This is a genomic window from Yinghuangia aomiensis, assembly GCF_039542225.1.
In the GTDB taxonomy this organism is placed as follows: domain Bacteria; phylum Actinomycetota; class Actinomycetes; order Streptomycetales; family Streptomycetaceae; genus Yinghuangia; species Yinghuangia aomiensis.
Map to the genome: position 1 here is coordinate 125,504 of NZ_BAABHS010000023.1, position 21,944 is coordinate 147,447.

At 73.8% G+C, this 21,944-nt stretch carries 16 protein-coding genes and 1 pseudogene; 8 read left to right on the forward strand and 9 right to left on the reverse strand.

Annotation, left to right across the window (positions count from 1 at the left end; translation table 11 throughout):
* Positions 1-121: 121 nt before the first annotated feature.
* Positions 122-1,213, forward strand: a complete 1,092-nt coding sequence (locus ABEA93_RS28500; protein WP_345678679.1) for a hypothetical protein — start codon at positions 122-124, stop codon at positions 1,211-1,213.
* Positions 1,214-1,330: 117 nt separating this feature from the next.
* On the opposite strand, the gene ABEA93_RS28505 is transcribed toward ABEA93_RS28500, so the two are convergent.
* Positions 1,331-3,199: a penicillin-binding transpeptidase domain-containing protein gene (locus tag ABEA93_RS28505; protein WP_345678680.1), complete on the reverse strand. Its 1,869-nt coding sequence runs from the start codon at positions 3,197-3,199 to the stop codon at positions 1,331-1,333.
* A gap of 516 nt (positions 3,200-3,715) precedes the next feature.
* Here ABEA93_RS28505 and ABEA93_RS28510 point away from each other — a divergent pair.
* Positions 3,716-4,030 (forward strand): WhiB family transcriptional regulator, encoded by a 315-nt coding sequence (locus tag ABEA93_RS28510; RefSeq protein WP_345678681.1) that lies wholly within the window; start codon positions 3,716-3,718, stop codon positions 4,028-4,030.
* A gap of 111 nt (positions 4,031-4,141) precedes the next feature.
* Here the strand turns inward: ABEA93_RS28510 and ABEA93_RS28515 are convergent, their stop codons facing one another.
* From ABEA93_RS28515 to ABEA93_RS28525, 3 genes are all read right to left on the reverse strand, one after another.
* A complete protein-coding gene (locus ABEA93_RS28515; protein ID WP_345678682.1) occupies positions 4,142-4,726 on the reverse strand; it encodes a phosphoribosyltransferase family protein in 585 nt (194 codons plus the stop codon).
* 62 nt (positions 4,727-4,788) lie between these two features.
* A complete protein-coding gene (locus ABEA93_RS28520; RefSeq protein ID WP_345678683.1) occupies positions 4,789-6,699 on the reverse strand; it encodes a vWA domain-containing protein in 1,911 nt (636 codons plus the stop codon).
* Between the two features lie 4 nt (positions 6,700-6,703).
* On the reverse strand, positions 6,704-7,783 hold the full coding sequence (locus ABEA93_RS28525) for an AAA family ATPase (RefSeq protein WP_345678684.1): 1,080 nt from the start codon (positions 7,781-7,783) through the stop codon (positions 6,704-6,706).
* A gap of 313 nt (positions 7,784-8,096) precedes the next feature.
* Here ABEA93_RS28525 and ABEA93_RS42200 point away from each other — a divergent pair.
* Together ABEA93_RS42200 and ABEA93_RS28535 are read left to right on the forward strand one after the other, a co-directional pair.
* Positions 8,097-9,098: pseudogene (locus tag ABEA93_RS42200) on the forward strand (serine/threonine-protein kinase); the annotation flags it as partial.
* A 749-nt stretch (positions 9,099-9,847) separates the two neighbouring features.
* Positions 9,848-10,048 carry a hypothetical protein gene (locus tag ABEA93_RS28535; protein ID WP_345678686.1) on the forward strand — a complete coding sequence of 67 codons (201 nt, stop codon included), beginning with the start codon at positions 9,848-9,850 and terminating at the stop codon, positions 10,046-10,048.
* Between the two features lie 116 nt (positions 10,049-10,164).
* On the opposite strand, the gene ABEA93_RS28540 is transcribed toward ABEA93_RS28535, so the two are convergent.
* Positions 10,165-11,196, reverse strand: a complete 1,032-nt coding sequence (locus ABEA93_RS28540; RefSeq protein ID WP_425585138.1) for a DUF2637 domain-containing protein — start codon at positions 11,194-11,196, stop codon at positions 10,165-10,167.
* A gap of 469 nt (positions 11,197-11,665) precedes the next feature.
* Between ABEA93_RS28540 and ABEA93_RS28545 the strand changes: the two genes are divergently transcribed.
* Entirely contained in the window at positions 11,666-12,550 is an 885-nt protein-coding gene (locus ABEA93_RS28545) for a hypothetical protein (RefSeq protein ID WP_345678688.1), read from the forward strand.
* Here ABEA93_RS28545 and ABEA93_RS28550 read toward each other — a convergent pair.
* Both ABEA93_RS28550 and ABEA93_RS28555 read right to left on the reverse strand, forming a co-directional pair.
* The gene (locus ABEA93_RS28550) at positions 12,529-13,338 is read right to left on the reverse strand and encodes a TrmH family RNA methyltransferase (RefSeq protein ID WP_345678689.1); all 810 of its coding nucleotides are present in this window, start codon (positions 13,336-13,338) and stop codon (positions 12,529-12,531) included. The genes ABEA93_RS28545 and ABEA93_RS28550 overlap by 22 nt on opposite strands.
* Entirely contained in the window at positions 13,335-14,732 is a 1,398-nt protein-coding gene (locus ABEA93_RS28555; protein ID WP_345678702.1) for a uracil-xanthine permease family protein, read from the reverse strand. The genes ABEA93_RS28550 and ABEA93_RS28555 overlap by 4 nt, the downstream gene beginning before the upstream one ends.
* 151 nt (positions 14,733-14,883) lie before the next feature.
* Between ABEA93_RS28555 and ABEA93_RS28560 the strand changes: the two genes are divergently transcribed.
* The 3 genes from ABEA93_RS28560 (at position 14,884) to ABEA93_RS28570 (ending at position 15,909) form a co-directional block, all read left to right on the forward strand.
* Positions 14,884-15,132, forward strand: a complete 249-nt coding sequence (locus ABEA93_RS28560) for a hypothetical protein (RefSeq protein WP_345678690.1) — start codon at positions 14,884-14,886, stop codon at positions 15,130-15,132.
* Positions 15,129-15,530 carry a DNA-binding protein gene (locus tag ABEA93_RS28565; RefSeq protein ID WP_345678691.1) on the forward strand — a complete coding sequence of 134 codons (402 nt, stop codon included), beginning with the start codon at positions 15,129-15,131 and terminating at the stop codon, positions 15,528-15,530. The genes ABEA93_RS28560 and ABEA93_RS28565 overlap by 4 nt, the downstream gene beginning before the upstream one ends.
* A gap of 124 nt (positions 15,531-15,654) precedes the next feature.
* Positions 15,655-15,909 carry a helix-turn-helix domain-containing protein gene (locus tag ABEA93_RS28570; RefSeq protein ID WP_345678692.1) on the forward strand — a complete coding sequence of 85 codons (255 nt, stop codon included), beginning with the start codon at positions 15,655-15,657 and terminating at the stop codon, positions 15,907-15,909.
* Between the two features lie 6 nt (positions 15,910-15,915).
* On the opposite strand, the gene cobA is transcribed toward ABEA93_RS28570, so the two are convergent.
* Both cobA and cobT read right to left on the reverse strand, forming a co-directional pair.
* Positions 15,916-17,151: a uroporphyrinogen-III C-methyltransferase gene (cobA, locus tag ABEA93_RS28575; RefSeq protein WP_345678693.1), complete on the reverse strand. Its 1,236-nt coding sequence runs from the start codon at positions 17,149-17,151 to the stop codon at positions 15,916-15,918.
* A 254-nt stretch (positions 17,152-17,405) separates the two neighbouring features.
* Positions 17,406-21,899, reverse strand: coding sequence for a nicotinate-nucleotide--dimethylbenzimidazole phosphoribosyltransferase (gene cobT, locus ABEA93_RS28580; protein ID WP_425585140.1), 4,494 nt, complete (start codon positions 21,897-21,899; stop codon positions 17,406-17,408).
* Positions 21,900-21,944 lie beyond the last annotated feature (45 nt).

Here is a 21,944-nt window from a genome sequence, read left to right on the forward strand (position 1 = left end):
GGATGCGGAGGGCGGCGTGCCGGGTATGGCCCCGGAGGGGTCCTCCGTACCACCATGGAGGGCGACGAACCGGCTGCACCCGCTCCCCGGCCCGACGCCGGGGCTTCTCTCGGAGGATCAGGTGACCGACGCGTGCGAGCCGCTCGCGGCCGAGCCTGCCGAGCGTCTCCTCGCCCTCGCCGCCGCGCATCCCTCGCCGGCGGCCCGGGCCGATCTGCTCGCCGTCCTGTCCTGTGTGGTGCTGCCCGAGCAGTTGCGTCCGCGGCTGGCGGTGACGTTGATCGACGCGCTGTCCGACGCCGAGCCCGAGGTGTTTCCGGACCTGGTCCGGACCGCGGCGGGCAGCGACGCGCCCGCGGTGGTGATGTGGGTGCGCGCGTTCGCGGCGACCCCGGGCCCCCGTCGGCATGCGGCGCTCGAGGCGCTCGTGGACGTCGGCGACCCCGACGTGGGCATCGAACTCGAACACCTCATGCGCTCCCCCGACCCCGGCGACCGCCTCGTCGCCGCCCGGCTGACCCAGCGCCACACCCGCCGCGCCCCGCGTCTCCGCAACGGCGACACGATCCCTCCGCCGCCACCGCGCGAGGGCGCCGCCGAAGCCGCGCCCGAGACCCCGATCGAAGCCGCTCCCCGACCCGCCGCCGCCCTCCCCGGTCTCCCCGCCCTCACCACCCCCCTCGACGGTCCCCCCGCCCCACCCGACGACCCCTGGCGCCCCACCTACCACGGCATCCTCCGGGTGGTCGGCTCCCGCTGGTTCGAGCTGATGCAGCGTCATCCCCCGATCCACGCCACGTCGTTGCCCCCGGAGCGGCTCGGGCCGCTGCTGGTGGACCGGCTGTTGGACAGCGCGGTCGCGGCCGGTGCCGCGGAACCGCTGGAACTGCGGGAGTGGCCCGCGGAGATGCCGTCCGAGACCGCGGTGCGGCTGGCCCGATCGCTCAACGGCGCGTATCTGCCCGACCGGACCGGCCTGTTCCGCCGCTACCGGCTCGCCCGCCGCGGCGAGGGTCCGGATCTGGCCGTGTCGGCGCAGTCGTTGGCCGAGCTGGCCGGCGTCGGGGCGCCGGAGGCCGCCGTGACGGAGTTGCTGGGGCCGCTGCTGGCGGACGATCCCCACGAGTGCGCCGAGGCGGCGGCGTTCCTGCGCACCGCGCTCGAACAAGCCGCCGCGGCACGCAAACACCGGACACACCCCGCGCACACCTGACACCGGCCACGGCCACCCCGCCCGAGCCCGGCCCGGGCCGGGCCGGCCCCACGACAATAAGCGGACGGCCCGCGGGTTTCCCCGCGGGCCGTCCGCCGCAAAGCCGTTCAGCAGGGATCAGATCGACGACAGGAACTTCTGCACGATCGGTCCCGCCGCCTTGCCGCCGGATTCGCCCTTCTCGACGAGCACCGCGACCGCGATGTCGTCCTTGAACGCGATCATCCAGCCGTTGGTCAGCACCTGGCCGCCTTCGCTGAACTCGGCGGTGCCGGTCTTGGCGCCGACGGTGCCCGGGAGGCCCTGGAGCATCTTGGCGGTGCCGCCCGCGACGACGCTCTGCATGAGCGACTTGAGCTGCGCGGCCAGCGCCGGGTCGACCGGCTTGGCGGCGACGCGCTTGGGGGCCGGGTCGGTGACGATGATCGGCTGGTTGAACGTGCCGGAGTCGACCGTGGCGGCGACCGAGGCCATGACGAGCGGGCTGGCCTGGACCTTGCCTTGGCCGATCATCGACGCGGCCTTCTCGTTCTCGCTCGCGGCCGCCGGGACGGAGCCGTCGAAGGTGCCGGCGCCGACGTCCCACTGCTGGCCGATGCCGAACACGTCGTTCGCGACCTTGGTGAGCGAGTCCGCCTGGAGCTTGTCCCGCTGGCTGATGAAGCCGGTGTTGCAGGACTGCTGGAAGTCGGTGCCGAAGTTGGCGCCGGGGATCGGCGCAAGGCCGTCGTAGTTCTTGAACGTCTGGCCGTTCACGACGACGGTGTTGTCGCACGCCGCCGGGTCGTTCGGCTTGAGGCCGGCCTGGATGAGCGCCGCGGCGGTGACCGTCTTGAACGTCGAGCCCGGCGCGTAGTGGCCGTTGAAGGCTCGGTTGTCGCCGGTCGCCGGGTTGTTCGCGACGGCGCGGATCTCGCCGGTCTTGGCGTCGATGGCGACGATCGCGGCGTTCTTGTCGAGGCCGGTCATGGCCGCTTCGGCCTTGGACTGGAGGCCCTGGTCGATGGTCGTCTTGACCGCCGTGCCGGGCTTGCCCTGGATGTCGACGAGCGTGGCGACGTCGTTGCCGTTCGGGCCCTTGATGGTGAGCTTGGTGGTCGCGGTGCCGCCGAGCTGGGCCTGGTAGCGGGCCTGGAGGCCGCTGGTGCCGACCTGGTCGCCGGCCGCGGCGTTCTCGTAGCCGGGCTTGGCGAGGATCTCCGCGCTGGCGTCGCCGACGGAGCCGACGACCTGCTTGGCCGCGGTGGCGGTCTGCCGGGTCTGGTCGGCGATCTGCACGCCGGGCAGGTTCGCGAGCTTGGCGCGGGCCTGGCCTTCGTACACCTCGGTGCGGAGGCTGACCACGGGGACGGACTGGTTCGGGTCGGCCTTGGCGACCCGGTCCTTGAGCTTGGGCACGTCGACGTCGAAGACCGGGTCGCCGAGGGCGGCGTACACCTGGTCGGGCTGCGTCATCTTCGCGGGCCACAGCGAGATCGCCACGACCTTCGTGGCACCCGCCAGCGGCTTGCCGTCGCGGTCCAGGATCGGGGCGCGGTCGGGCGACTTGCGGGAGTTGGAGAACTTCGCGCCGTCGACGTACTGCGGGTGGATGATCGTGGACTGCCAGTGGACGAGCGTCTTGTCGTCCTTCTTCTGCACCGGCACCGCGGAGTCCCACTCCACGGGCGCCGTGACGCCCTGGACGGTGACCTTGGCGTGGTAGTTGAGGGTGGCGGGCTTGTCGCCGTCGCCCTTCTTGTAGTCCTTCGCCGTGTACTCGCCGGCCTTCAGCTGAAGCTGGTTGGCCGCGGCGGTGAGCCCCGCCGTCGCCTTGGCCGGGTCGTCGGTGAGTCCGGCGGCCTTGGCGATGTCGCCGGCCTGCCATGCGGCGAGGAAGTCCTGCGCGGTCTTCTGCGATTCGTCCTTGCCTCCGCCGCCGCTGCTGCAGCCGGAGAGCCCGATCGCGACCACCACGGACAGGGCCACCGGGACCGTCGCCCGCATCCGACGCCTTGACCTGCCCACGCACGCCTCCTGTTGCCACCAACCGCCGCGTCCCCGGCGGTATGTCTCCGCCACGCTACCCAACGGCGGCGCATGGTCGGTCGCCGGACGCAAACCGCGGACGTCTTGTGACCGAGCTGTTGATGTTCTTATCCGACCTAGTACCGAGACGGCACGCGGCTTCGCGGCACGGCGTGGCCGGTCGGACACCCAGTGCACACGAAAGCGCCGGAACGCGGCCCGGAGCACCGGAAAATCCCAGGCAACTCCCGGGGAACTCCACACACCCGCCAAGTGGACGGCCAATTCGCCCGTTTCGGGCTTATCCCCGCAAATCCCCCCACAGGCATGCCGCATCGCGTGCGTGCCCTCCTCCCCACTGCGGATGCGCGGGGCGGCCCCTCATCCTCCCGCACGAAAACTGCTGCCGTGCGGAAACCAATGGGCGGGGTCACGCGTCGGATAAAGGCATGGGGCCGAACCGCGTGGTCCCGCTACTGACATCCGGTCGGGGAAATGCCGGTCGAGCAGGAGGAGAACGGGGCGATGGGGACCACGAGGATCGCCATTCCGACACCGCCTAGGTACGGGTGGCAGGAGGACGCGTCGTGCCGGGGCATGGACGCGGCGTTGTTCTTCGGAGACGACCAGGAGCGTCCCGGGGAGCGCCGTGCCCGGGAGCGGGTCGCGAAGAAGGTGTGCATCAGCTGTCCGGTGCGGCGGCTGTGCCTGGACCACGCGTTGACCGTGCCGGAGCGGCGCGGTGTGTGGGCCGGGATGGGCGAGACGGAGCGTGCGGCGCTGCTGCGGGAACGCGAACACGCGGCGTAGCGGGCGGGCACCGCGTATCGGGGTGCCGGCGCGGGCGGATCCGGGCGTCGCGGGGGCGGCCGGGCAGGGCCGCCGCGCCTGTGCCGCGTCGCTGCCGTGCCTGTGCGGCTTCTATGCCGTCTCGTCGAGGTCGTCTTCGCGGACCAGGCCGCGGACGCCGAGCCGTTCGCCGACTTTGGATTCCGACGCGTCGACGATGACCGCGACGCCGGCCCACTCGGCGCCGGATTCGCCGACCATGCGGCGGACGGCGTTGGCCTGCGCGCCGGTTTCGATCCATTCGTCGACGAGGAGCACGCGGTCGCCGGGTCCGAAGAGGCGGCGCGGGGCGACGAGGGTGAGTCCGCCGTCCTGGTATTCGGGTGGGGTTTCGGCGCGCAGCATGGGGTCGTTGGCGTCGCGGCGGAGCGGGTCGCCGCTGGTGCGGTGGTCTTTGCGGATTTCGACGAAGCCGACGCCGAGGTGCAGGGCGGTGAGCGGGCCGAGGACGAGTCCGCGGGTTTCGATGCCGGCGACGACGGTCGGGGCGGGGGTGCCCGGCGGGTCGGCGTGGAGTCCGGCGAGGGCGGGGCCGAGGAGGCGCAGGACTTCGGCGTCGCGCCACCAGCCGGACAGGTCGGCGAATATTCCTCCGGGCGTTTCCCGCCAGGCGAAGGTCTCCTTGAGCCGCTGGACGACCCGCTGACGGTCGGTCACGCCCATGTCCTCCCGATTGCCCCCGATGTCATCGACCGGGCAAGGCTACCGGTCGGACAAAGTCACACGACACGGAACACCGGGCCGCGCGGGGTGAACGGCAGGCGGGCGCCTTGGGGGACGAGGAAGGCGTGTTCGCGGCGGACGACGACGCGGTCGCACGCGGCGTCGGTGATGACGAGGACCGGTCCGTCGGCGGGGAAGTCGTCGGCGCGTTGCAGGAGATCGATGCCGGGTTGCAGGACGGTGCCGCCGCGGCCGCGGATGCGGACGCGGGTGGCGATCTCTTCGACGGGGAGGTAGCCGGCGTCGTAGGCGGCGGCGTCGCAGAACACGACGCGGGCGCGCGGCACGTCGCGGGCGGCGGCGTAGGAGGCGATGGCGCCGAGGGCTTTGCCGAGGAGTTCGCGGTCCATCGATCCGGAGGTGTCGAGGACGACGCCGAAGGTGCATTGCGCGACGAGTTCTTCGGGGAGGACGCGGCCGGGGCGGGGGACGCCGGGGGTGGCGGCTTGGCGGCGGGAGGCGCGGGCGTAGGAGCGGCGCGCTTCGGGGGTGCGGACGTGTTCGTCGAACCAGCGGGCGAGTCTCGCGTCCCAGGCGAGGGGCGGGTGTTCGAGGGCGCGGATTTCCTCGACGAGTCCGGCGGGGACGAGGCCGCGGCCGTGGTCGTGGTAGGCGAGGCCCGTGGAGAGGGCGCGGCGGTAGAACGCGTCGAGGTCGACGGCGTCGCGCGGGGCGCCGGGGCGGTCCCAGGGTGCGGGGGCGGCGGGCCGGCGGTCGCGGGCGCGGGTGCCGCGCCGGTCGGCGGCAGCCGGTTCGCACAGCCAGTCGCCGAGGACGTCGCCGGATTTGCCGCCGTGGGTGCGTCCGGCGAAGGTGCGGAGTTTGCGGGCGCGGCGCAGGTCGGTGACGAGGGTGTCGTAGACGGCTTCGGCGGACAGGCCGGTCAATCGGGGGTCGTGGAGGAGTCCTTCGGGCATGTCGCCGACGCCCATCTGCACGAGCCAGTCGTTGATGACGAAGTCGCAGGCGATGTTGAAGAGTTCGGGGTCGCGGCCGGCGACGCGCCGGTCGTGGCCGAGGGCGGCGTGCAGCATTTCGTGGGCGAGGACGAACCGCCATTCGGCTTGGGTGAGGGCGGCGTGGGGGTTGATGTAGATCTCGCCGGCGCGGGCGCTGACGGCGGCGATGGAGATGTCCCAGGCGCGGGCGGTCTCCGGGTCGTCGACGATCGTGAGTCCGGCGGCGAGTGCGCCGAGCAGGGGGTAGGAGGCGACGAACCAGTCGAGGGCCTTGTCCCAGGGGCCGCGGCGGGTTTTGCGTTGGACGCCGCCGGCTTGGTCGTGGGCTTTCTCCATGGCGTCCTGGGCGGTGCGGGCGAGGCCGCGGGCGAACAGGCCCGGCCAGTCGGTGTCCCAGGGTTCGGTGCCGGCGTGGTTGCGCGGGGCGGGGAGGTAGCGGATGCAGGGTTTTCCGGCGTTGGGGGTGAGGGCGCGGAGTTCGCGCGGGATGCCTTCCTCGGCCCAGCGGGCGGCGAGGGCGAGGACGTCGCCGGCGGGGAGTTCGGGCAGGTGGTAGAGCGGGACGCCGACGCGCACGGTGTCCCGGGCGAAGCGTTCGACGGCGACGCAGCACGCGACCGCGTAGGTGTCGGGGATGGCGGGTTCGCCGGGGCGGTCGAAACGGACTCCTGCTTCGCGGAGCCGGTCCGGGTCGAGATGGCCGAGGCCGAGGTGCAGCAGCATGTGGGTGACGATCCAGGCCCACTCCCCCGGGCGGCCGTCCTGGTAGGGGTTGTGCCGGATGCGGCCGGTCGAGGTGATCTGCGCCCAGTCGACGGGGTGTTCGGCCGGTTCGAAGGCCGTGGCGGCCATCAGGCCGAGCAGGATCGACTGGTCGGCCACGATGCGGGTGCCCGCTTCGCGGGCTTCGCGGCGGCGTTTCTCGAGTTCGTCGGGGCGGCGGGCCACGGGCCTACTTCCTCGCGCGGGCGGCGACCAGGCGCGGCATGTCCTGCGCGGCTTCGACGAGGAACCAGCCGGGCAGCCGCAGTTCCCCGTCGTCGCCTTCGGCGATGACGAGCTGGGCGATCTCCAGGGAGATTTCCGCCAGTTCCACCAGGAGCGCCTTGGCGCGGAACGCGAACTGGCGTACGGACGCGGACGCGTGCTTCCGGTCCGCGGGGAGTTCCTTGACCAGCCGGGCGCGGAACGTCTCGGCGAGGAAGTACAGCAGGTCGCGGTCGGCGGGCGCGGCGGGCCAGCGCGCGTCGCCCTTGAGGATCGCGTCGAGGCCGTAGGCGTTGCGGACGGTCTTGAGGTAGGCGAGGAACGCGGCGGCGTGCGTCGGGGTGAGCGTGCCGTAGGCGAGGAGGGCGACGGTGTCGGCGGCGTTCTCGCCGGTGAGCGTGTCGCCGTACGACGCGAGCGTGTCGGACAGCATGTGCCAGCTGCGCGGGGTGGAGAACGGCTCTTCGCTCTTCGGCGGGGCGCTCCACAGGTGGTCGGGGCGCTGGGTCAGGTATTCGACGATCCACGGGTGGATGCCGGACCGCATCGCCCACGCCAGCCAGTCGGCGGCCGACGCGCGCAAGTGGACGTGCACGAGGCGGTTCGCGAGCGCGGACGACATGGGGCGGGCGAGGGCGTTGTCGGTGGCGCGGTTCCCGGCGCCGATGACGACGGACCCGGCGGGCAGCTCGTACGAGCCGATGCGCCGGTCGAGGATGAGCGAGTAGAACGCCTTCTGGACATCGGGCGAGGCGGCGTTGAGTTCGTCGAGGAACAGGCAGTACGGCTCGTCGCGGGCGATCTGCTCCGGCGGGCAGAAGCGGCTGCGGCCGTCGGCTATCTGCGGGACGCCGATGAGGTCCTCGGGCGCGAGCTGGGTGCCCAGCAGCGACACGCAGTCGAAGCCCAGGCTCGCGGCGAACTCGCGGACCAGGGACGACTTTCCGATGCCGGGCGCACCCCACAGGAACACCGGCCGCACCACGGCCACATGGAGGAGCACCTCGGGCAGGTCGGCGGGGGTCACGGTGACGGCTGATTGCACGCGGGGGTTCCGTTTCGGGGCTGCGGAAATCGGGTGGGCGGACGCGGGTGTGGGGGAAATCGCGGGGAAGCGGCCGCACGTTCCGTACTGGCGTTCGAAAGACCCGAAATCGGGCGCGCCCGGGAGGGGACATGCGGCGCGAAGCGGGTCCAGGGTGGCGGGCGAGGCCGTACGATGTCACCCGGTTTTACTCCGGGTTACGTCTCCGGGCCCCGCCCCGGGCGTTGCTACCACCAACCGCGTGCACCGTCCTCTAACGTGTGTCCCAGACGACTTGATCACAGTTGCCGGACCAGGTAGGAGAGCGCTCCCGATGACGATGGTGCGGCTGCGGCGGCAGGACCCGCGCGTCGTCGGTTCGTACCGGCTGCTGCGCCGGCTGGGCGCGGGCGGCATGGGCGTCGTCTATCTGGGCACCGACCGGCACGGCAACAAGGTCGCCCTCAAACTGATCCGCCAAGAGCTGGCGAACAACCCCGAGTTCCGGTCCCGTTTCGCCCGCGAGGTGGCCGCGGCCGCGCGCGTGCGCGGCAACCGCACGGCGCCGCTGGTGGACGCGGACCCGGAGGCGGCACGGCCGTGGCTGGCGACGGCGTACGTGCCGGGCCCGTCGCTGCAGCGCCGGGTCGGCGAACGCGGCCCGCTCAACTGCCTCGACCTCGCCCGTATGGGGTCGGCGGTCGCGGACGGACTGGTGTCCGTGCACGCGGTGGGCGTGGTGCACCGGGACGTGAAGCCGTCCAACATCCTGCTGTCGCCCGACGGACCGCAGATCATCGACTTCGGCATCGCGTACGCCGACGGCGCGGGCACGCTCACCCACACCGGCACCGCCGTCGGCTCCCCCGGGTTCCTCGCACCCGAACAGGTCCGCGGGCAGCCCGTCACTCCGGCGACGGACGTGTTCGCCCTCGGGGTGACGCTGGCGTATGCGGGGCGCGGCAGTTCGCCGTTCGGCTCCGGACCGGTGGACGCGCTGCTCTACCGGGTGGTCCACGAAGAGCCGGACCTGGAAGGCGTGCCGTCGGCGGCGATCCCGCTGGTGTCCGCGTGCCTGGCGAAGGACCCGCTGATGCGGCCGCGCGCCGAGGAGGTCCGCGACCGGCTCGCCGCGCTGGCCCGGCGCATCGCCGCCGATCCGCACGCGGCCGCGGCGGACGGGCCGCGCACGAACGGGCGTTCGCCGCGCCCCGGCAACGAACCCGCGTCCGGTCCGCGCACCATGCCGCGTCCCGGACCGGGCGTGCGCTCGGGCCCGGTACGGCCCGGGTCGGGGCCGCTGCGCACCAACGGGGCCGCGGCGTCCGCGGCCGCGGTCGCGGCGGCGGCCGATTCGGTGCTGGGGCCGGAGTCGGGCCGCAACCGGGTACGCGCTGCCGACGGTTCACCCTCCGGGCGCGGCGGCGCGGGCTCGTCCGGCACGGCCGGGCCCCGGTCGCGCGGCGGTTCCTCGCGGCCCCCGCAGCGCGGACCGCGGACATCGCCGCAGCGGCGGCGCCGCGTCCTCGTGCACCAGGCGATCGTGTTCGTGATCGTGACAGCCGTCGTCGCCCTCGCCATCGCGGCGTTCCAGGGCTCCGACGACAAAGCGCCGCCGTCGCCGAAGACCACCGGCGCGGCCGCGACGGGCGCCGCGGGCGCCCTCGCCCCCGCCGCGACGACCGCCCCGGCGGACTGGGCCAACCGCACCTACGCCGACCCCACCGCCGGCGGCGCCTCGGTCACCCTGATCAACGGCTCCGCCACCGTCGGCACCGACCGCGTCGACCTCACCGACACCCTCCCGGCCACCTTCCGCGGCGAACCCGCCGCCGTCGTCGTCCTCACCCGCACCCCGGGCAACGGCGGCCCCGCCACCCAGTTCGTCGAACTCTTCCGCTTCGACGCGGCCACCCCGGTCCCCCTCGGCGTCAAAGCCGTCCCCCTCGACCCCGGCGCCACCACCACCAAGTGGTCCGTCGAACCCGGCGCCATCCTCCGCACCGCCGCCCTCCCAGGCACCCCGGACGTCGTCAGCCGCTACGGCGTGAAGGCGGACGGCTCACTGGCCTGAGGCCGGGCGACATGTCGGTATGGCCGGGTCCACGGTTCTACACTCGGGACCTGGTCAACTTGGTCGCCGACCGCAAGGAAGGCCGGGTGCTCCTGTACTCCGAGCCCGGTCCCGGCGGATACGCCGACCCGGTGCCTTTCGGGGAGACCGTGTGGCTGCCCAAGCCGTTCGGATTCGCACTGGCGACCGAGCCCCTCAAGCGCTTCGTCTGACCCCGCCGCGTCGCCGCAACGCAAAACGGCGCCCGCCACTCGGGGTGGCGGGCGCCGTCGGGGTTTTGCTGCCGGACTGCCGTGCCGAACGGCGGGTCCGGGGTTTGCCGGGCCGGTCAGCCGAACTGGCGTTCCAGGTCCTTGAGCTTCCGTTCCAGGGAGTCCAGGCGCGGGAGCGTCATGGTGTCGTCTTCGGCCGTCAGATCGATGTGCTCGCCACGGGCTTGGGACGACGCTTCGGCGGTTGCGGGGGCGGAGGCGTGGTCGTGGCCCTCTATGGCCGGCTCCGAAACAGCTTCGGAGCCCCCACCTCCCGGCAGCGCCGCGATCTCCTGGCGCGAGCCGGACGACCGGCCCCAGCTTCCGCCGCTGCCCTCGCCGCGGCTGAGCGCCTTCAGCTGAGCGCGCTCGCGGCGGCTCTGCAGACGGCGGTGCTCACGGTCCTCCTGCTTCGAGCGGCGCTCCTCGCGGACCTCCTCGACGGCCTCGTCGAGGGTACGCACGCCTTCGAGCAGCATGAGCGACCAAGCCGCATACGTCTCCCGCGGGGCACGCAGCCACCGCACGATACGGATCTGCGGCAGCGGACGCGGCACGAGGCCCTGCTCGCGCAGCGCCGCACGGCGGGTCTGCTTGAGCGCGCGGTCGAACAGCACCGCGGCGGACAGCGACATGCCGGCGAAGAACTGCGGAGCGCCCGCGTGTCCGATGCCGCGCGGCGCGTGGACCCAGTTGAACCAGGCCGAAGCGCCCGCGAACGTCCAGACGAGGATGCGGGAGCCGAGCGCCGCGTCACCGTGGCTGGCCTCGCGGACGGCGAGGACGGAGCAGAACATCGCGGCACCGTCGAGGCCGAGCGGCACCAGGTATTCCCAGCCGTCGGTCAGGCCGAGGTTCTCGCGCCCGAAGCCCATGAGGCCGCGGAACGACAGCGCCGCGGCGACCGCGGCGCAGCAGAACAGCAGCGTGTAGGACGCGACGCCGTACCAGAGTTCCTTGCGGCGGCGGCGAGCTTCCTCGCGCTCCCAGCTGTCGTCCGACGCCAGCGCGGAGTCGGACTTCTTGGAGCGCAGCAGGTACGCCACCAGCGCCATGAGCGCCACGAGTTCGACCAGGCCGACGATGGCCCAGGCCAGGGGTACACCCATGATTTTCATGAAGCGGTACTGCCTCACTTCCCATGCCTGGTCCGGATTGCGGACGCCGGATCCCCGTCGGCCCGGGCGAAACGGCGCGCACCGGACCGGAGTTCGGAGCGTTCCCTGCGCGCCGGATGCCCCCTTCGTACGGCGCCCTATCTTGGCGGAAAATCCGCCGCGCGTCGTCCGAACGACGGAACAACCCCCGCTGCGGGTGAAACCTACTTCACTCTCAGGGGATTTGCTCCGGCGCGGAGGCCGCGCTGAGGGAACAGCCCGAAATCCGGTGCGGTCGAAAACTCGACCGACCGACGATACAACCGTTCGAGGTACAAGCGCGAAAACGCGCCGCGTCCCTCGGCAAAATCCGGATGACAACCGGGTGCCGTAGCCAGGACCCTTGTGGCACAACGGACATGACGGACCCTCACCGCGGTCCCAGTCTGCCCTACGCCGCTTCCGAATCGCGCACTTCCGGGTGCGCTTCACTCGTGAGGAGTACCCCCGCATCGCCCACGAAGGAGTGAAACTCCACCGCCGGACCCTGGTGCTCGACGGCCGCACGTACACCGTGCTCGGCTTGCGCCCCGCGAACCGCGAGCGTTTCGCGGTCAACCACTTCCACGGCACCTGGCACGTCGTCAGCGACCGGGCCGGCGCGCTGCTGCTGGCGAAGCTGATGTGGGCGCTGTCGTACGAGCGTTCGCCCGGCACGCTGGTGCTGATCGACCGTCCGTTCCTGGACCCGAACCCGTTCGACGCGGAGAAGTCGCCGCCGATCGTGCTGACCGCGCACAAGCTGACCGTGTTCGACGCGGGTACGGCGCGCGAACTGCGGCGCAAGCTGCCGCTGTCGGCGCCGTCGGAGGGCACGGTGCGGTACCGCGCGCCGGGGCTCGCGGCGGCGGCCGAGGACCCGGACGGGTGGCTGGCCGCGCGGCCGCCGCGGCCGTACCACTGGAAGAACCACCGGTACACGCGGCCGACGGTCGATGTGCGCTCCGGGGTGCTGCACGTGGGCGGCAGCGCGGACGAGTTGCGCGAGTGGGCGGTGCGCCTGACCCGGACGAACCCGTACGTGGTGATGCCGCACACGTCGGGCGGTATGGACTACGACCACCTCGGCGACGACTACAGCCTCGAAGTCCAGGTCTTCGCCGACTACCGCCTCCGGGTGAGCGCGGCGCGCCAGGCCCGTGCGCAACTCGAGGCCGAGGAGCCGGAGATCGCCGCCGCGTCGCCGGACGAAGCGAACCCGGTGCTGTGGGACCGGAGCACGCGTATCCACCACCGCATGCGGCGCGACCGGGTGATGGCCCGGAAGCGCCGCGCGGGCCGGGGTCAGCCCGCCGGCCGCCCGTAGGCCACCGCGTAGAACGCGACCGCCGCGGCCGCGCCGACGTTGAGCGAGTCGACGCCGTGCGACATCGGGATGCGGACGCGGCGGTCCGCGGCCTCCATCGCCTTGCGGGTGAGCCCGGGGCCTTCGGCGCCGAGCATGACGGCGCAGCGTTCGAGTTCGGCGGCGGGTACTTCGTGGAGCGGGACGGAGCCTTCGGCAGGCGTCATGGCGAGGAGGGTGAGTCCGGCGTCTTTGACGGTGTCGAGGGCGTGCGGCCACGGGGCGAGGCGGGCGTAGGGGACGGAGAACACCGCGCCCATGGCGACCTTGACCGAGCGGCGGTAGAGCGGGTCGGCGCAGTCGGGCGAGAGCAGGACGGCGTCCATGCCGAGGGCGGCGGCGCCGCGGAAGATGGCGCCGATGTTGGTGTGGTCGTTGACGGCTTCGAGGACGGCGACACGTCGTGCCCCGGCGAGGAGTCCGGCGGGGTCGGGGAGCGGTTTGCGCTGCATGGAGGCGAGGGCGCCGCGGTGGACGTGGTAGCCGGTGACTTGTTCGACGACGTCGGGGGTGGCGACGTAGACGGGGCCTTCGGCGTGGGCGATGACGTCGGCCAGGGCGTCGGCCCAGCGTTCGGTGAGGAGCATCGAGCGCAGCGGGTATCCGGCGTCGAGGGCGCGGCGGATGACTTTTTCGCCCTCGGCCATGAAGAGGCCTTCGGCGGGTTCGCGGCGGCGGCGCAGGTCGACGTCGGTGAGGCCGGTGTAGTCGTGCAGGCGCGGGTCGGCGGGGTCGTCGATGGGGATCACGCGGGTTCCTTGGCTCCTCCGTCGTTGCCGCTGCCCGGTTCCGTGGTGCCGTCGGGGTGTGCGGGGGTGCTCTTGAGGTGCGGCGGGGCGAAGTAGCGCAGGACGTGGTAGCCGACGATGGTGACGATGGTGCCGAGGGGGATGCCGTCGAGCTTGAAGTCGTCGGTGATGTCGAGGGATACGTTGCCGATGCCGATGACGATGCCGGCGGCGAGGGGCACCAGGTTGAGCGGGTTGCCGAGGTCGATGCGGTTCTCGTTCCAGATCTTGGCGCCGAGGAGGCCGATCATGCCGTAGAGGACGACGGTGATGCCGCCGAGGACGCCGCCGGGGGTGGCGGCGACGATCGCGCCGAACTTGGGGCAGAGGCCGCACAGGATGGCGAAGGCGGCGGCGGCGTAGTAGGCGGCGGTGGAGTAGACGCGGGTGGCGGCCATGACGCCGATGTTCTCGGCGTAGGTGGTGGTGGCGGGGCCGCCGACCGAGGTGGAGAGCACGCTGGCGGCGCCGTCGGCCGCGATGGCGCGGCCGAGTTCGGGGTCGAGGTTGTCGCCGGTCATCTCCGCGACGGCTTTGACGTGTCCGGCGTTCTCGGCGATGAGGGCGATGACGACGGGCAGGGCGAGGAGGACGGCGGAGAGTTTGAAGTCGGGTGCGTGCAGGGCGGGGAGCCCGAACCAGTCGGCGTCTTTCACGCCGCCGAAGTTCACCCGGTTGTGGTCGGTGACCTGGCCGGCGCCGGTCACCGAGTGGATGGTGCCGAACACGCGGTCGAAGACCCAGGAGAGCACGTAGCCGAACACGAGGCCGAGGAACACCGCGATGCGGGACCAGAAGCCGCGCATGACGACCATGGCGACCATGGTGAACGCCATCGTGAGCAGGGCGACCCACTGGTCCTGCGGCCAGTAGGTCTTGGCGACGACGGGCGCCAGGTTGAACCCGATGATCATGACGACGGCGCCGGTGACCACGGGCGGCAGCACCGCGTGCACGATCTTCGCGCCGAGGGCGGTCACCACGAGCCCGACGACGCACAGGACGGCGCCGACGACGAGCATGGCGCCGGTCACCGTCTGGACGCTGCCGCCGGCCGCCTTGATCGACGCGGCCACCCCGACGAACGACAGGCTGGACCCGAGGTAGCTGGGCACCTTGCCGCGCGTGATGAGCAGGAACATCACCGTCGCGACGCCGGACAGCATCACCGCGAGGTTGGGGTCGAGCCCCATGAGCACCGGCGCGACGAAGGTGGCCCCGAACATCGCCACCACGTGCTGCGCACCCAGCCCGGCGGTCCGCCCCCAGCTGAGCCGCTCGTCCGGCCGCACGACCTCGCCGGGCCCGGGGGTTCCCCCGGTCCCGTGCACCTTCCATCCGAGGCCGAGCCCCATCGCGCACTCCCACTGCTCCGTCACCGGCCGCCGACGCTCCACGGGCCGAACCGCGCCCTACGGTACCGGCCGAGATCACCGCGTCCGCGGTGCACCCGGTCCGGGAGGACGGAACGGGCCGAGGATGCGCATACCGCAGTATGCTCGGGTCATGGCGGACACGACACGCATCACGGTCACCCTGCCGACCGAGCAGGTGGACGAGCTGAGGAAGCTCACCGACAACGTTTCCGGGTATGTGGCTGCCGCGGTGGCACGTCAGCTGCGACACCAACTGCTCGGCGCCGACCTGCGGCGCCACCAGGAAGAGCACGGAGCGTTCACCGAGGAGGAACTGGCCGAGGCGCGCTCCCGGATCTTCGGGGCGACGGGCTCGGGCGGCTCGGCGAGCGCGGCGTGAACGAGCACGTCGAGACCGTCGTCCTGGACTCCCAGGGGGTCTCCGCCTGGATCGCCCGGGATCGCAAGATCCTGGCGATCTTCCAGGTGTTCCACACGATGGGTGCCGACTTCGTCATCGGAGCAAACACCGTCGTCGAAGTCAGCCATGCCCGGGTGAACATGCCCCGGCTGCGCGGGGTGCTGTCCCGCGTCAAGGTCGAGCCGGTGACCGAAGAAGCCGCGAAAGCGTCCGCGGAGCTGCTCAAGGCCGCGGGTCTGCACGGCCACAAGTACGCGATCGACGCGACGGTCGCCGAGATGGCCCTGCGCCAACCCGGCCCGGTGGCCATGCTGACGTCCGACGTGGACGACATGACCCGACTGTGCGGCGACCGGATCCGGCTCATCGGCATCTGAGCACAGCCGCGACGAGGAGGACTCGGCGCGACGGAGCGCAGTTCGTGGCGGGACGTCCGCCGCGGCATCATCGATACCCCCGAGGCCCGAGACGCGTACGACGAAGCCCGACTGCGTTTCGAGCTTGGCCGCATCGTCCGGGAAACGCCGGATCGCGCTGGGGCTCACGCAAGAGCAGCTCGGGGAACGCGCCGGCATGCAGCAGCCGTCGGTTGCGCGGTTCGAGGCCGGCGGAACAATGCCCACGATCCCCGTGCTGGAGCGCCTCGCGAACGCGCTCGACCTGCGGCTGACCATCCGGCTCGAGCCCCCGCAGGGTGGCGGGCCGGTCGGCCTCGGGGAAGGCGGGGCGGCCGCGAGGCCGTCCGGGGCGGCGTAGGCGTGGCTAGAGGGGCCGGACGCGTTCGGCGACGGCGACGACCTCGCCGATGACGACGATGGCCGGCGGGCGCATGCCCGCGGTCTGCGCGTCGGCGGCGGCGGTGGCGAGGGTGGTGCGGAGGGTGCGCTGGGTGGCCATGGTGCCTTCCTGGATGATCGCCACCGGGGTGTCCGCGGCGCGGCCGTGCGTGATGAGGGTGTCGGCGATCACGCCGAGGCGTTCCATGGCCATCAGGAGGACGAGCGTGCCGCGGAGGCGTCCGAGGGCGGCCCAGTCGACGAGGGAGTCGGGGTTGTCGGGGGCGACGTGGCCGGACACCACGGTGAACTCGTGGGTGACGCCGCGGTGGGTGACCGGGATGCCGGCGATGGCCGGGACCGAGATGGCGCTGGTGATGCCGGGCACGACCTCGACGGGGATGCCCGCTTCGGCGCACGCGATGGCCTCTTCGAAGCCGCGGCCGAAGACGTAGTTGTCGCCGCCCTTGAGGCGGACCACGAACTTGCCCGCGGACGCGTGCTTGATGATCTCGTTGTTGATGGCCTCCTGCGCCATCGCCCGCCCGTACGGGATCTTGGCCGCGTCGATGACCTCGACGTCGGAGGGCAGCTCGTCGAGGAGCGCCCGCGGCCCGAGCCGGTCGGTGACGACGACGTCCGCTTCGGCGAGGAGGCGGCGGCCGCGGACGGTGATCAGGTCGGGGTCGCCCGGTCCGCCGCCGACCAGCGCCACGCCGGGCGTCTTGGCGCGGAAGTGCGCGGCGCCGAGGGTCCCTTCGCGGAGTTCCTCGAGGATGCGGTCGCGGACCGCGGCGGCGCGCCGCGGGTCGCCGCCGGCCAGGACGGCGATCTGGAGGCCGTCGTGCCGCCCGCTCGCGGGCGTCCACGCGCTGGCCTGCGACGCGTCGTCGCTGCGGACGCAGAAGATCCGGCGTTCCTCGGCGTCGGCTTCCACGGCCGCGTTGACGGCCGGGTCGTCGGTGGCCGCGATGACGTACCACGCGCCGTCCAGGTCGTCGGCCCGGTAGCCGCGGCGTTCCCAGCGGAGTTCGCCGTCGTCGGCCATCGCCTCGACGGACGGCGTGGCGTCCGGTGCGACGACCAGGACGTCGGCGCGGGCGTCGACCAGGCCGGGCAGCCTGCGGCGGGCGACCGTGCCGGCCCCCACCATGACGACCTTGCGGCCCGCGAGCCGCAGACCGGCCGGGTAGGCGGGGATGTCGTCGTACTTCGGGGACATGGCGTGGCTTCCGCTCTTTCGGACCGCTGCTCGGCGTCGGGTCTGCGTCGGACTACTTCAAGGCTGCGTCGGTTCTGCGGGGGTTCGGCGGCACGACGCACGGGACGTGCGGTGCTGTCCCGTAAGTATCACTTTCGTGTTTCCGGATCATTGCGCACCGGCCGGGTGCCGTCGGTGCGTGCCGGTCCCCGGGCGCGGCCGTGCGGGCGGTCCGGATCGTCATCCGGCCCGCCCGCACGGCTCCTCGCCTTGCGCTACTCGGTCTTGCCGCTGACCCCCGCGGAGTCGAACGTCGCGACGTCGTGCAGGACGCGCGCCGCGCTCTGCACCAGCGGCAGTGCGAGCACCGCGCCGGTGCCCTCGCCGAGCCGCAGTTCCAGCTCGACGAGCGGACGCAGGCCGAGCTTCGCCAGCGCGGCCGCGTGGCCGGGCTCGGCGGAGCGGTGCCCGGCGATGCACGCCGCCAGCGAGTCCGGCGCGATCCGGTGCGCGGCCAGCGCGGCCGCCCCGGCGATCACGCCGTCCAGCACGACCGGCGTCCGCATCGCCGCGGCGCCGATGACGAATCCGGCGATCGCCGCGTGCTCCAGGCCGCCGACCGCGGCCAGCACCCCGATCGGGTCCTCCGGGTCGGGCTTGTGGTGCGCGAGCGCGGCGCGGACGACCTGGACCTTGCGGTCGTGCGTCTTGTCGTCGATGCCCGTGCCGCGGCCGGTGACCTCCACCGGGTCGGTTCCGGTGAACACGGCGATCAGCGCCGCGGACGCCGTGGTGTTGGCGATGCCCATGTCACCGGTCAGCAGGCACTTGTTGCCGGACGTGACCAGGTCCCGCGCGGTCTCGATGCCGACCTCGATCGCCTGCAGGACTTCCTCGCGGGTCATCGCCGGGCCCTGCGTCATGTCCGCGGTGCCGGGACGCACCTTGCGCGGCAGCAGCCCGGGCGCGGACTGCGGCAGCTCGGCCGCGACCCCGACGTCGACCACGCACACCTCGGCACCGATCTGCCGGGCGAACGCGTTCACGACCGCGCCGCCGCCGAGGAAGTTGTGCACCATCTGCGCGGTGACTTCCTGCGGCCACGGCGACACGCCCTGCGCGTGCACCCCGTGGTCGGCGGCGAACACCGCGACCGCGGCCGGCTCCGGAATCGGCGGCGGGCACTGCCGGGACAGGCCCGCCAGCTGCGCCGAGATCATCTCCAGCACACCGAGCGACCCGGCGGGCTTGGTCATGACCTTGTGCCGCTGCCACGCCGCACTGAGCGCCTTCGCGTCCAGCGGACGCACGGCGCGCAGCGTCTCGTCGAGGAGCCGCACGGGCTCTTCGCCGGGCAGGCCGCGGCGGCCGTACTCCTCCTCGTGCACCACCCACGACAGCGGGCGCTGCTTGGCCCAGCCGGCCTGCGCCAGCTCCGGGTCCTCGGGGAACTGGTCGACGAAGCCGACGCACAGGTACGCGACGATCTCGACGTGCTCGGGCAGGCCCAGCGTGCGGCTCAGCTCGCGCTCGTCGAAGAAGCTCACCCAGCCGACGCCGAGGCCTTCGGCGCGGGCCGCGAGCCACAGGTTCTCCACCGCGAGCGCGCTGGAGTACGGGCCCATCTGCGGCTGCGTGTGCCGGCCGAGGGTGTGCCGGCCGCCGCGCGTGGAGTCCACCGTCACGACGATGTTGACGGGGGTCTCCAGGATCGCCTCGGTCTTGATGCCGAGGAACTGCTTGGCGCGGGCCTTCGGCAGCGACGCGGCGTACGCCTCCCGCTGCCGCGCGGCCAGCTCCTGCACGAGCGCACGGGTTTCCGCGGACCGGATGACCACGAAGTCCCACGGCTGCGAGTACCCGACGCTCGGCGCGTGGTGCGCGGCCTCGAGGACCCGGATCAGCAGCTCGTCCGGCACCGGATCGGCCCGGAATCCGACCCGCACGTCCCGCCGGTCCCGCATGACGCGGTGCACGGCTTCGCGGTCGGCGTCGTCGTACCCGGGGGCGGGCGGGCCGACGGGGTCCGCCGGCGCGGCCTCGGCCGCGTCGTCCGGGTCGATCGCGTTGATCGGGTTGTTCGGGTCGGCAAGGGCGGCGGGAGGGAGGAGCATGGTGCGGTTTTCGGGGTCGGGTGCGGGAGCGGTGCCGGGGTCGGCCGGAGCGGCCTGTGCGGCACCGGTCTGCGCGGCCTGGGGCGTGCCCGGGTCGGCAGAGGTCTGCTGCGCCGGGGCGGCGGCGTTGCCGGTGCCGCGCGCGTTCCGGGGGCCGGCGACGGGCTGGGCGGGCGGCGGGCCGTCGGGCGCGGGCTGAGCGACGGCGTCCGCCGCGGGCGCGGTGCCCGGGGCGTCGGCCGCGGAGGGAGCCTGCGGGGCGTCCTGGGCCTGGCCGGGGCCGCCCGCGGCGGGGGCCGTGTCGGCCTGAGCCGCGGGAGTACCGGACTGGGGAGCCTCGTCGGCGGCGGGCGCGGGCTGCGGCGTTCCGTCGGCAGGCTGGGGCTCGGCCGCGGCGTCGGCGGGCTGCGCACCGGCTGCCTGGGCCGACGGGTCCGCGACCGGCGCGGCGGCCTCGGGCGCGGCCTCGGCGGTCGGCGTGGCGGTCTCCGGAGCCGTCGCCGGGGCCTGCGGTGCGGCGGTCCGGTCCGCACCGTCCGGAGTCTGAGCGGACGGTGAACCACCCTGTGCCGTCGGCGCGTTGCCCGTGGCGTCGGTCGTAACCGGAGCCTGCGGCGCCGCTGCCTGCGCCCCGTCGGCCGCGGCCTGCGGAGCGGACGGGGGCTGAGCCGAACCGTCGGTGGCCGCCGGGGCGGCCGCACCGGTCGGGGCGTCGGCCGGGCCCGGCTGGGCGCCCGGCTGCGGACCGGCCTGCGGCGCGTCGGCCTGGCCGGCCGCCGCGACGTCGGCCGCGTCCTGCGCCGGAACCTGGCCCGTGGGCGCAGGCACCGTTCCGGGCGCGGGCTGCACCGCGGCCTGACCGGCCGCGGCCTCGTGCGGCGCCGCGTCGGGGGCTGCGCCGATGGCCTCAGCGGCACCGTCCTGAGCCGCGGGGGCTTGGACGGCGGCCGCACCGGCGGCCGGTTGACCCGCCGGTCCTGCCGTCGCGTCCGCCGCGGGAGCGACGGTCGCGGCACCCCGCGCAGCGGCCTGCTCGGCCTGCGGGCTCTCCTGAACGGGCAGAACGGGCAGAACGGGCTGAGCGGGCTGAGCGGGCTGAGCGGGCTGTGTGTCGCCCGCTCCGGCGGGCACCGGCGCACCGTTCGCCACGGCTGCCTCCGACCGACCGGTTTGCGAACCGTCGGCGGCGGCCGGGGCATTGCCCGCGGCGGCGGCCTGAGGAGCACTCGGCTGCGCGGCGCCCTGCGGGACGGCAGCACCGGATTCCGGCCGGCCCGACGGCACGCCGGGCCCGGCCGCTTCCGGGGCCTGCGCCCCGGCGACACCCTGAACCGGGACCCCGCCTTGCGGCGCGGCCTGGCCATCGGCCGGACCGGCCGCGGCCTGCGGAGCGGTCGGCACACCGGCCGGAACAGCCTGCACGGCGTCGACAACCTGCGGGCCGGTCTGCCCCTGCGGCACGTTCGCCGCCGGGACGGCCTGCGGACCGGCCGGGTGGCCCGGCGCCTGCGCGTCGGCCTGGACGGCCACGGCCTGCGGGTTCCCGGCCACAGCCGGTCCCTGAGCCGTCGCCTCGGCGGTCTGCGGCCCGGCCTGAACGGGCACGGCCGACAGACCGCTCGGCGCCTCGGCCTGCTGCGGCCCGGCGGCTTGGCCCTCGACCACACCCTGCGGAGCCGCGGCCGGTCCGGCGGCGACACCCTGCGGGTTGACCGGCGCCGCCGGCACATTGCCCGCGGCGGCGGCTGCCTGCGGCCCCGCCTGACCGGCGACCGCAACGTGCGGGCCACTCTGCGGCGCGCTCCCCGGCGTCGGCGAACCGGCCGGAGCAGCCTGCGCGTTCCCGGCGGCGGCAACCGCCTCGGGACCCCCCTGTCTCACGTCGCCCTGTCCCGCCACGGCGGCGGGCACCGGCTGCGCGCCGTCCACGGCTGCCTGCGGCACGCTCTGCCCGGCACCCTGCGGTACGGCAGCTTGCCCGTCGGGACCGCCGGGCACCGGCGCACCGGCCTGCGGGACCGCCTGCGCGGCGTCCGCCACCGCGGCATGCCGGCCGCTCTGCTGCGCGGCATCGCCCGGAGCCGACGGCGAACCGCCGACCGCGGCCTGCGCGGTCGGCCCGGCGCCCAGCGGCACCGCCGCCGAGCCCGTCGGCGAAGCCGCGGGACCTGCCTGTGCGTTCACCGGGCCCTCGGCCACCTGCACCACTCCCCCGGGAGCAGCCGCCCCGGCAACGGCACCCTGCGGCGCCGGAGCACCCGGGGTGCCTTGCTGATCGCCTTGCTGCGCGTCGGTCGGTCCGGTCTCCGTCGAAGCCTCCTGCGTCTGCGCCGGGTTCGGACCTGCGGCGGCAGCGGTCACGGTGCCCTTGGGGGCATTGCCGGTCGGCACGGCAGCGCCCTGCTCGGCGGTCGGTGTTCCGGGCGCGGCGACCACCGGCGGGACCGGGATCGGCCCCTGGTGGGCGGGCGCGACCGGCGTGCCCGCGGCCGGGGTCGAGACCTCGGCGGGCGGCGCCGGAACCTGTCCGGGCTTCGCCGACGGGGCCGGTGCCGGTGCGGGAACCTGGGTTCCCCCTGCCTGGCGTGCCCGGCGGGCGGCCACCCGGCCGGTCGTGGCCACGCGCGGGGCGGGCGGGACGAAGCCCGGCGGCACCGTGCCGCCGGCGGCCGCGTCGACGTCCTGCCGACGCCCGGCGGC

Coding starts and splice junctions, on each gene's coding strand:
- cobA (WP_345678693.1), bottom strand. CDS start 17,151: ATGTCCCCGAAGTACGACGACATCCCCGCCTACCCGGCCGGTCTGCGG.
- ABEA93_RS28510 (WP_345678681.1), top strand. CDS start 3,716: ATGCCGGTCGAGCAGGAGGAGAACGGGGCGATGGGGACCACGAGGATC.
- ABEA93_RS28555 (WP_345678702.1), bottom strand. CDS start 14,732: ATGGGGCTCGGCCTCGGATGGAAGGTGCACGGGACCGGGGGAACCCCC.
- ABEA93_RS28535 (WP_345678686.1), top strand. CDS start 9,848: ATGTCGGTATGGCCGGGTCCACGGTTCTACACTCGGGACCTGGTCAAC.
- ABEA93_RS28560 (WP_345678690.1), top strand. CDS start 14,884: ATGGCGGACACGACACGCATCACGGTCACCCTGCCGACCGAGCAGGTG.
- ABEA93_RS28540 (WP_425585138.1), bottom strand. CDS start 11,196: ATGGGTGTACCCCTGGCCTGGGCCATCGTCGGCCTGGTCGAACTCGTG.
- ABEA93_RS28505 (WP_345678680.1), bottom strand. CDS start 3,199: ATGCGGGCGACGGTCCCGGTGGCCCTGTCCGTGGTGGTCGCGATCGGG.